Consider the following 9,326-nt stretch of genomic DNA (forward strand, 5'->3'; position numbering starts at 1 on the left):
CAGCTACCCCCGTCGATCGGGCACATGGTCCCGCCCGGGGACCGCATCACGGAGTTCGGCCGTGTAGGGATGCGACGGGGAGTCGAACACCGACTCCGCGTCGCCGTGCTCGACGATGCGCCCCGACCGCATGACGGCGACCTCGTCGCTGATCTGTCGCACGACCGCGAGGTCGTGGGAGATGAACAGGTAGGTCAGACCGAGATCGCGCTGCAGGTCGTCGAGCAGTTCGAGAATCGTCGCCTGCACCGACACGTCGAGCGCGGAGACGGGCTCGTCGAGGATCACCAGGTCGGGCTCGAGGGCCAGTGCCCGCGCGATCGCGACCCGCTGACGCTGGCCTCCGGAGAGACGGGCAGGCCGTCGGTCGGCGACGTCGGTCGGCAACGACACGCTCGCCAGCAGTTCGGCGACCCGCGTCCGACGGCCGGATCGGTCACCGATCCCGAAGGCCCGCAACGGTTCGGCGATCGTGTCACCGACCGACACGCTCGGGTCGAGCGACAGAAACGGGTTCTGGTGCACGAACTGGACACGGCGACGGAAGTCTCGCAGCGATCTGCCCCGTGCGGAGGTGACGTCGGCGCCGTCGAAATGCACCGACCCGCTGGTGGGCGTCTCCAGTCGCGCGGCGATGCGGGCGGTGGTCGATTTCCCCGAACCGCTCTCCCCCACCAGCGACACGGTCTGTCCACGACGGATCTCGAGGGACACACCATCGACGGCGACGAGCTTCTCACCGCCGGCACGGAAGGTCTTGCCCAGCTCGCGCAGCGACAGCAGCGGGGGCCCGTCGACCCGCACCGGTGTCCGGCGCGTCCGTGCCCGCGACAGGCTCGGCGCCGCGGCGACGAGGTGCGCGGTGTACTCGTGCTCGGGGGAGGCGAGAACCCGCGCGGTCGGCCCGTCCTCGACGACGACGCCGTCACGCAACACGACGATCCGGTCGGCCCGATCGGCCGCGACCCCCAGGTCGTGGGTGATGAACAGGACGGCGGCACCGGTGGAATCGACACGGTCGTCGAGGTGATCGAGGATCCGCTTCTGGACGGTGACATCGAGTGCGCTGGTGGGCTCGTCGGCGATCACCAACTCCGGGGAGCACGCCAGCGCGATGCCGATGAGGACGCGTTGTCGTTGCCCACCGGACAGCTCGGCCGGGTGCTGTCGGGCACGGACCTCGGGGCGGTCGATACCCGCCTCGTCGAGGATGCGGACCGCCTCGAGGGCGGCGGTGCGGCGGTTCGCCCGCCCATGGATGCGCAGGATCTCGGCCACCTGGTCGCCGATGCGCCGCACCGGGTTCAGCGACGACGTCGGGTCCTGGGGCACGACACCGATGTGCGCTCCGCGCAGCTTCTCGAGGCGACGTGCCGGCGCCGAATCGATGCGCTCGCCGTCGAACCGGATCTCACCGTCGGTGACGCGCCCGCCGGCGGGCAACAGGCCGACCACCGCGTGCGCCAGTGTGGTCTTGCCCGAGCCGGATTCGCCGACCAGCGCGACGACCTCGCCCCGGTCGACGGTGAGGTCCACACCGTGCACCACCTCGGTGTCGCCGTAGGCGATCCGGAGCCCGCGGAGCGCGAGCAGCGGTCCGCGCGTCACGATCGACGCTCCCCGACGGCATGACCCAATCGATGGGCACTGAGGACCACCGCGACGATGACCAGACCGGGCACGGTGGTCAGCCACCATGCCGTCGCGAGATAGTTGCGCCCCTCCGACACCAGTGAACCCCATTCCGGTGTGGGTGGTTTCGCGCCGTAGCCCAGGAAGCTCAGGGCCGACACCGCGAGCACGGCCAACCCGAACTGGACCGCGGCGAGCCCGATCACGGGTGCAGAGGCGTTGCGCAGGATGTGCTGCACCAGCACGCGCGGCCACCGCGACCCGACGGCGAACGCCGCCTCGACATACGGCGCGCGTCGCACCCGCAGGACCTCCGATCGCATGACCCTCGCGAAACTGGCGACCATCGTCACGCCGACCGCGATGGCGACGTTGACGGTCCCGAATCCGAGTGCGGTGACCAGAGCGAGGGACATCAGCAGCAGCGGGATCGACAGCAGTACATCGACGATGCGCATCAGCAGCGCGTCCACGGCTCCGCCGATCGCGCCGGCCAGCAGCCCGATGAACGACCCCACGACGAGCGCGAGGCCGACGGCGAGCAGCGTGGCGGTCAACGACAGCTGCGCCCCGTGCACGACGCGGGTGTAGACGTCGCGGCCGATGTTGTCGGTCCCGAACCAGTGGGATGCACTCGGTGGCTGCAACTTGTCCCGTGGGGTTCCGGTGAGCGGGTCGCCGCTCGCGAACAGCGACGGCACAGCCGCCCACCCGATCACGAGGAGGACCACCACTCCGGACACGGCGACCGATGCCCGACCGCCCCACCGCGACGGGGAGAACCGGCGTCGAACGGGGCGCGACGTCGCTCGTGCGCCGGTCGGCTCGCCGAGCCGGGGTGTGTCGACGATCAGTTGGTCAGACATGGGCCTCCTCCGTCGTCGCCTCGGTCGTGGTGGTGGCGGATTCGGATCGACCGCGTCTGCCCTCGACGATCCGGGGATCGATGAACGGGTAGACGATGTCGACGGCCAGGGTCACCACGACGTACACCAGTGACGTGAGCACGACGACACCCTGGACCACCGGGATGTCCTGGGACAGCACCGACGTCTGCGTCAGCCGCCCGACACCGGCTCGCGCGAACACGGTCTCGACGACCACCGATCCGGCCAACAGCTCCCCGACGAGCACACCCGCGATGGTCAGCGCCGGAACGGTCGCGAGGCGGAACACGTGGCGGGTGTGGATGTACCACCGCGACGCCCCCTTGGTCGCGGCGACCTCGACGAACGGCTCGCGCCACGTCGAGGCCAACGAGTTCGCCAGCACCTGTGCGATGACGGCTCCCGTGGGGATGGCCAGCGTGATGGCCGGGAGGACGACGGCGGCCGGGGTGCGGTCGCCGAACGCCGGGAACACCGGGAGTCCGAACGAGAAACATTGCAGCAGGATGAGTCCCACCCAGAAGGTCGGTACGGCGACGCCGAGCGGCGGTAGCGACAGCAGCAGGGTGCGCAGCCGGCGGGCGCGGGTGTAGACGCCGAGGAAGGCGAGGAGCCCTCCACCGCCGACGGCCAGGGCCAGGGCCGTCGCGGCGAGCGCCAGGGTGCTCGGGATCGCGGCGGCGATGGCTCCGGTCACCGTCTGTCCGGTGGAGATGGAGACGCCGAGATCGCCACGAACGGCGTGGGAGAGCGCGGTCCAATACTGTTCCAGCACAGGCTTGTCGAGTCCGTAGCGGGCTTGCAGCTCGGCGATCGCGGCCTTGTCGACCGGCGTGCCCGCGCCGCCACCCTCTGCGGCCAGGCTGACCGGATCCGACGGCAGCAGGAACAGCACGATGAACGACACCGTGAACGCCGCCCAGAGCACACCGATCGCCTGCAGCACGCGCAGAGTCAGATATCGGGCCATGCCATCAGCCTCCGTTCACCCAGGTGTCGTAGAACTGCAGCCGGGCCGAGGCGTCGAAGGTGACGGCATGCGCCCGGGGTCCGACACCGATCGCCTGGGACAGCTCGACGGTCGGGATCCACAGACCGTTGTCGAGGATCTGTTGCTGCGCCTGCGCGAAGAACCGGTTGCGGGCGGCGACGTCGGTGGTCGAGAGTTCGCCGACGAACGCCTGCTCGAGCGCCGCGTTCGGTACGCGCTGCTGGTTGAGGTTCCGCTGCGTCACCGAGAACGCGGTCCGCAGGATGTCTCCGTCGCCGCGGGTCGAGTTGTAGTACGTGGCATCGAAGTCGCCGCTGTTCTGCCGCGACGTCGACTCGGGGAGCGACACCAGGTCGAGCCGCGCGTCCACCCCGACCTTGCGCAGTTGCTGCTGCACGAGTTCGAGGATCGTCTGGTTGCCGGCGAACACCGCGCTGAACAGGATCGAGAAGCTCAACCGCGCACCGTTCTTGGTCCGGACACCGTCAGGTCCCGGCGTCCAGCCCGCCTGCTGCAGTATCGATCTCGCCCGCTCGGGATCGAAGGTCACCGCATCGGACCGCTGGTAGCCCGGCGTCTTCACCGACAGCACACCGGTCGCGGGCAGGAAGTCCTTGCCGAGCACGGTGTCGACGAGTTCCTGTCGGTCGATGGCCGGGATCAGGGCCCGTCGCACGGCGGGATCGGCGAGGACGCCGCGGGAGACGTTGGGCTGGATCCCGAACGTCAGACCCGGGTTCGGCGTGGTCCGGATGACGCCACCGGTGTTCTCGATCAGCGGGGCGTCCTGCGGCAGCGCGTCGCTGACGGCGTCGAGTTGCCCCGAGGACACGCTGCCGGTGCGCACCCCCGACTCCGGGACGACGGTGAACTGGATGGCGTCGAGATAGGTCTCACCGGCGTGTCCGAACGCCGCCGAACCCCAGGCGTATCCAGTACGGCGGACCAGTTTCGCCGACCGGTCCTGCTGATAGTCGGCGTAGGTGAACGGCCCGGATCCCACGATCCCCGACTGGCATCGCGTCTCGGCCGACTCGGCGTTGGTCGACGCCGCGAGGATGCCGAGCTGCGGTGTCGCCGACGCCTGGAGGAACTGCGCGTTCGGGGCGGAGAACGTGACCCGCGCGGTGAGCGGATCGACGACGGTGGTCCCGGTGTACCCGGCGAGGTAACTCGCCGGAAGCGGCGCCTTCACCCCGCCGAGGGTCGTCACGATCGCGTCGAAGGTGCGCTTGATCGCGGTGGCGTCGACCGGGGTGCCGTCGCTGAACGTCACGCCGGGACGCAGACGGAAGGTGAACTCGCGCGAGGTGGGATCGACCTGCCAGCTCTGCGCGAGCCACGGCACGATCTGGCCGGTCCGGGGGTTCTGGTCGGTGAGCGAGTCGACGACCTGACGGGTGACGTAGATGGTCTGGTTGCTCGACGACTGCGCGGGATCGGCGCACGTCGGCGCGAGGGAGAGTCCGTACTTGAGGGTGCCGCCGCGGTGCGGCGGACCGCTGTCGTCGCCGCCGACGCCGGTTCCCGCGCACCCGGCCATGACCACCACGAGTGCCGCGGCCAGCACGGGTGTCACCAGGGACCAGACGATTCGCATCGTGGACGATCTTCGGGCCGCCCCGCCGTACCCGACAGGGTTGTGCCCACGCTGACGGTATGGCGCCGGGGAGGACGGGACGCGGAATATCCTCGGCCCCTCACGACGTCCTAGGTGGCATGACCACCGACACCGCACGCCCCGCAGCAGCCTCCGGCACCTTTCGCCTCGGCGGCGACCTCGAGATCAACCGACTCGGTTACGGCACCATGCAGCTGCCCGGTGAGGGCGTGTGGGGCGAACCGAAGGACCGCGATTCCGCGGTCGCGGTGATCCGTCGTGCCGTCGAGTTGGGCGTGAACTTCTTCGACACCGCCGACAGCTACGGCCCCGATGTCGCCGAGGGTCTGCTCGCGGAGGCACTGCGGCCCTTCCGCAGCGACTCCTCCGCGGACGGCGTCGTCGTGGCCACGAAGGCGGGTCTCACCCGTCAGGGTCCGGGCGAGTGGACGCCGGTCGGTCGTCCGGCGTACCTGCGTCAACAGGCCGAGCTGAGCCTGCGCAAGCTCGAGGTCGACCGCATTGACCTGTTCCAGCTGCACCGTATCGACCCCGACATCCCCGTCGAGGACCAGGTGGGCGAGCTGAAGAAGCTGCAGGACGAGGGCAAGATCCGCCACATCGGACTGAGCCAGGTGTCGATCGACGAGGTGAAGCAGGCGCAGGGGATCGCCGAGATCGTGTCGGTGCAGAACCTGTTCAATCTCACCGACCGGTCGTCGGAGGAGCTGCTCGACTGGTCGACCGAACAGAACATCGGGTTCATCCCGTGGTTCCCGCTGGCCACCGGCAAGCTGAGCGCCGCGGGCAGCCCCCTCACCGAACTCGCGAAGCAGCACGACGCCACCCCGTCTCAGCTGGCGCTCGCCTGGCTTCTCAAGCGGTCGCCGGTCGTGCTGCCGATCCCCGGCACCTCGAGCATCGACCACCTCGAGGACAACCTCGCCGGCGCGTCCGTGGAGCTCACCGACGACGAGTTCGCCGAGCTCTCGAAGATCGGCGCCTGAGCTCGCGCTGGAGGGCTCTACTCACCGTCCTCGGCCAGGCGGAAGCCGACCTTCAGGGTCACCTGGAAGTGGGCGACCTGGCCGTTCTCAATGTGCCCACGGGTCTCGACGACCTCGAACCACTCGAGATTGCGGACGGTCTTGTTCGCCCGTGCGATCGCGCCCTTGATGGCGTCGTCGATGCTGCTCTCCGACGATCCGACGATCTCGGTGATGCGGTAGACGCTGTCGCTCATGCTGATTCTCCTGGGGTCAAAATGCCTGTGGTGGAACGGGGTAGGAACACCGTCACCCTAGGGCTGCACCGACCGTCGTCGGGACGGTTCGACCCACGCGGAAGCAAACCTGGCACCGTGGGCCCATGAGCGACGGACCGGAACGCACCGACGACGGGCGCTACATCGTGGTGAAGGGGCGTCGGTGGCGGGCGACCGACCCCGAGATACCCGCCGAACGTGACGCCGAGCTGCGGTCGATCCTGATGGCGTGGCGCCGCGAGGTGAAACGCACCGACGGGTCGCCGGAGTCGCGGGCCGGCGTGCAGGCGGCGAAGGTCGCCCTGGGCGAGCGCGGCACACCGTGGTGGGACCAGACGCTCGACGAACGGCGCGCCCGCTGGGAGACCGATGTCCCCCGCCCCGACTGACCGCGGCGATGGTGCCGCGGGGTCAGCGTGCGCGCGCCCGCGAGGTGATCCGCGGGCTGCTCACACGGCCTCCGCGCGACGGCTGACCCTCCGCGCGACCGAGCCATCGCTCGGCAGCAGGGCGCGTCCGTGATACTGGTGTAGGCGGACACGGGCAGACCCCCGGAACAGTCCACGTACTACGAGGCGAAGGCGAAACATGAACGCGAAGCAGCCGACCATCATCTACACCCTCACCGACGAGGCGCCCATGCTGGCGACGCACGCATTCCTGCCTGTGGTGCGCGCCTTCGCCGATGCGGCCGACATCTCGGTCACCTCGAGCGACATCTCGGTGGCGAGTCGAATCCTCGCCGAGTTCAGCGACACGCTGCCCGAGGATCAGCGGGTGCCCGACAACCTGGGCGAGCTGGGTCGGCTGACGCAGTTGCCCGAGACCAACATCATCAAGCTCCCCAACATCAGCGCCTCGGTTCCCCAGCTGCGCGCCGCGATCAAAGAGCTGCAGGACAAGGGGTACGACCTCCCCGAGTACCCCGGCAACCCCAAGAACGACGAGGAAGCCGCGATCCGCGACAAGTACACCAAGTGCCTGGGCAGCGCGGTGAACCCCGTTCTGCGCGAGGGTAATTCCGACCGGCGCGCACCGAAGGCGGTCAAGGAGTACGCGCGCAAGCATCCGCACAGCATGGGCACGTGGTCGATGGCGTCGCGCACCCACGTCGCGCACATGGAGGAGGGCGACTTCTACCACGGCGAGAAGTCGATGACCGTCGACGGCGACCGCGAGGTCCGCATGGAACTCACCACTGCCGACGGCGAGACCCACGTGCTCAAGCCGAAGGTCTCGCTCACCGACGGCGACGTCATCGACAGCATGTACATGTCGAAGAAGGCGCTCATCGAGTTCTACGAGGAGCAGATGCAGGACGCGTACGAGACCGGCGTCATGTTCTCGCTGCACGTCAAGGCCACGATGATGCGGGTGTCGCACCCCATCGTGTTCGGCCACGCGGTGCGCGTGTTCTACAAGGAGGCGTTCGCCAAGCACGGCGAGCTGTTCGACGAACTCGGCGTCAACGTCAACAACGGTCTGTCGGATCTGTACAGCAAGATCGACTCGCTGCCCGCCACCAAGCGCGAGGAGATCGTCGACGACCTGCACAAGTGCCACGAGCACCGCCCCGAGCTGGCGATGGTCGACTCGGCGCGCGGCATCACGAACTTCCACTCCCCCAGCGACGTCATCGTCGACGCGTCGATGCCGGCGATGATCCGCTCCGGCGGCAAGATGTACGGCGCCGACGGCCGTCAGAAGGACACCAAGGCCGTCAACCCCGAGTCGACGTTCTCGCGGATCTACCAGGAGATGGTCAACTTCTGTAAGACCAACGGACAGTTCGATCCCACCACCATGGGCACCGTCCCCAACGTCGGCCTCATGGCGCAGAAGGCCGAGGAGTACGGCTCACACGACAAGACCTTCGAGGTCCCCGCGGCCGGTGTCGCCGACATCGTCGACAACGCGACCGGCGAGGTGCTGCTCACCCAGACCGTCGAAGAGGGCGACATCTGGCGACTGTGCATCGTGAAGGACGCCCCGATCCGCGACTGGGTGAAGCTCGCCGTCACGCGGGCGCGCGACTCGGGGATGCCGGTCGTGTTCTGGCTCGACCCGTACCGCCCGCACGAGAACGAGCTGATCACCAAGGTCCGCACGTACCTCGCCGAGGAGGACACCGACGGGCTCGACATCCAGATCATGTCGCAGGTACGTGCCATCCGGTACACGATGGAGCGCCTGATCCGCGGACTCGACACCATCTCCGCGACCGGCAACATCCTGCGCGACTACCTGACCGACCTGTTCCCCATCCTCGAGCTGGGCACCAGCGCGAAGATGCTGTCGATCGTGCCGCTCATGGCCGGCGGCGGGCTGTACGAGACGGGCGCGGGTGGCTCGGCCCCCAAGCACGTCAAGCAGCTGCTCGAGGAGAACCACCTGCGGTGGGACTCGCTGGGCGAGTACCTCGCGTTGGCGGTCAGCCTCGAGGATCTCGGCAAGAAGACCGGCGACAAGCGCGCGACGATCCTCGGCAAGGCGCTCGACTCCGCGACCGGTCGGCTGCTCGAGGACGACAAGGGTCCCTCACGCAAGACCGGCGAACTCGACAACCGCGGCAGCCACTTCTACCTCGCGCTCTACTGGGCGCAGGAACTCGCCGCGCAGACCGAGGACGAGGGCCTGGCCAAGCACTTCGGCGAGCTCGCCGAGACGCTGAAGAGCAACGAGGACACCATCGTCGAGGAGCTGGCGAAGGTCCAGGGCGAGAAGGTCGACATCGGCGGCTACTACTACCCCGACTGGGACAAGACCGCCGAGGTGATGCGTCCGAGCCCGACGTTCAACGCCGCGCTCGCCGACGCGCGGGACTAGGTGTACTGACCCGACAGGTTGGTCAAACGGGTGATGGGTGGCTTGTTGCTGCAGGCGGTGTGGGGTCGGTGGTGATTGTATTCGTGGATCCATCCGCTCAGAGCGGCGCGCCGTTCGGCTTCGGAG

At 68.6% G+C, this 9,326-nt stretch carries 9 protein-coding genes; 3 read left to right on the forward strand and 6 right to left on the reverse strand.

The features are described 5' to 3' along the window. Window positions 1-3: 3 nt before the first annotated feature. The 4 genes from TU34_RS17555 to TU34_RS17570 are packed head-to-tail and all read right to left on the reverse strand — an operon-like array spanning window position 4 to window position 5,110. Window positions 4-1,608 (reverse strand): dipeptide ABC transporter ATP-binding protein, encoded by a 1,605-nt coding sequence (locus TU34_RS17555; protein WP_045824207.1) that lies wholly within the window; start codon window positions 1,606-1,608, stop codon window positions 4-6. Then, window positions 1,605-2,498: an ABC transporter permease gene (locus tag TU34_RS17560; protein WP_045824208.1), complete on the reverse strand. Its 894-nt coding sequence runs from the start codon at window positions 2,496-2,498 to the stop codon at window positions 1,605-1,607. The genes TU34_RS17555 and TU34_RS17560 overlap by 4 nt, the downstream gene beginning before the upstream one ends. Continuing rightward, on the reverse strand, window positions 2,491-3,489 hold the full coding sequence (locus tag TU34_RS17565; protein ID WP_045824209.1) for an ABC transporter permease: 999 nt from the start codon (window positions 3,487-3,489) through the stop codon (window positions 2,491-2,493). The genes TU34_RS17560 and TU34_RS17565 overlap by 8 nt, the downstream gene beginning before the upstream one ends. 4 nt (window positions 3,490-3,493) lie before the next feature. Next, complete coding sequence (locus tag TU34_RS17570; protein WP_045824210.1) at window positions 3,494-5,110, reverse strand: ABC transporter substrate-binding protein; 1,617 nt, start codon at window positions 5,108-5,110, stop codon at window positions 3,494-3,496. Window positions 5,111-5,229: 119 nt separating this feature from the next. Here TU34_RS17570 and TU34_RS17575 point away from each other — a divergent pair, with 119 nt between their 5' ends. Beyond that, window positions 5,230-6,117 carry an aldo/keto reductase gene (locus TU34_RS17575; protein WP_045824211.1) on the forward strand — a complete coding sequence of 296 codons (888 nt, stop codon included), beginning with the start codon at window positions 5,230-5,232 and terminating at the stop codon, window positions 6,115-6,117. A gap of 17 nt (window positions 6,118-6,134) precedes the next feature. On the opposite strand, the gene TU34_RS17580 is transcribed toward TU34_RS17575, so the two are convergent. Beyond that, the gene (locus tag TU34_RS17580) at window positions 6,135-6,353 is read right to left on the reverse strand and encodes a dodecin (RefSeq protein WP_045824212.1); all 219 of its coding nucleotides are present in this window, start codon (window positions 6,351-6,353) and stop codon (window positions 6,135-6,137) included. 125 nt (window positions 6,354-6,478) lie between these two features. Here TU34_RS17580 and TU34_RS17585 point away from each other — a divergent pair, with 125 nt between their 5' ends. Together TU34_RS17585 and TU34_RS17590 are read left to right on the forward strand one after the other, a co-directional pair. Next, window positions 6,479-6,763, forward strand: coding sequence for a hypothetical protein (locus tag TU34_RS17585; protein ID WP_045824213.1), 285 nt, complete (start codon window positions 6,479-6,481; stop codon window positions 6,761-6,763). Between the two features lie 199 nt (window positions 6,764-6,962). Next, a complete protein-coding gene (locus TU34_RS17590) occupies window positions 6,963-9,200 on the forward strand; it encodes an NADP-dependent isocitrate dehydrogenase (protein ID WP_045824214.1) in 2,238 nt (745 codons plus the stop codon). Here TU34_RS17590 and TU34_RS23125 read toward each other — a convergent pair. Continuing rightward, on the reverse strand, window positions 9,197-9,326 hold a 130-nt coding region (locus TU34_RS23125; protein WP_045824215.1), incomplete at its 5' end, for an integrase core domain-containing protein. The two genes, TU34_RS17590 and TU34_RS23125, sit on opposite strands and share 4 nt — an antisense overlap.

Origin of the sequence: Williamsia herbipolensis, assembly GCF_000964005.1 — a bacterium.
In the GTDB taxonomy this organism is placed as follows: domain Bacteria; phylum Actinomycetota; class Actinomycetes; order Mycobacteriales; family Mycobacteriaceae; genus Williamsia_A; species Williamsia_A herbipolensis.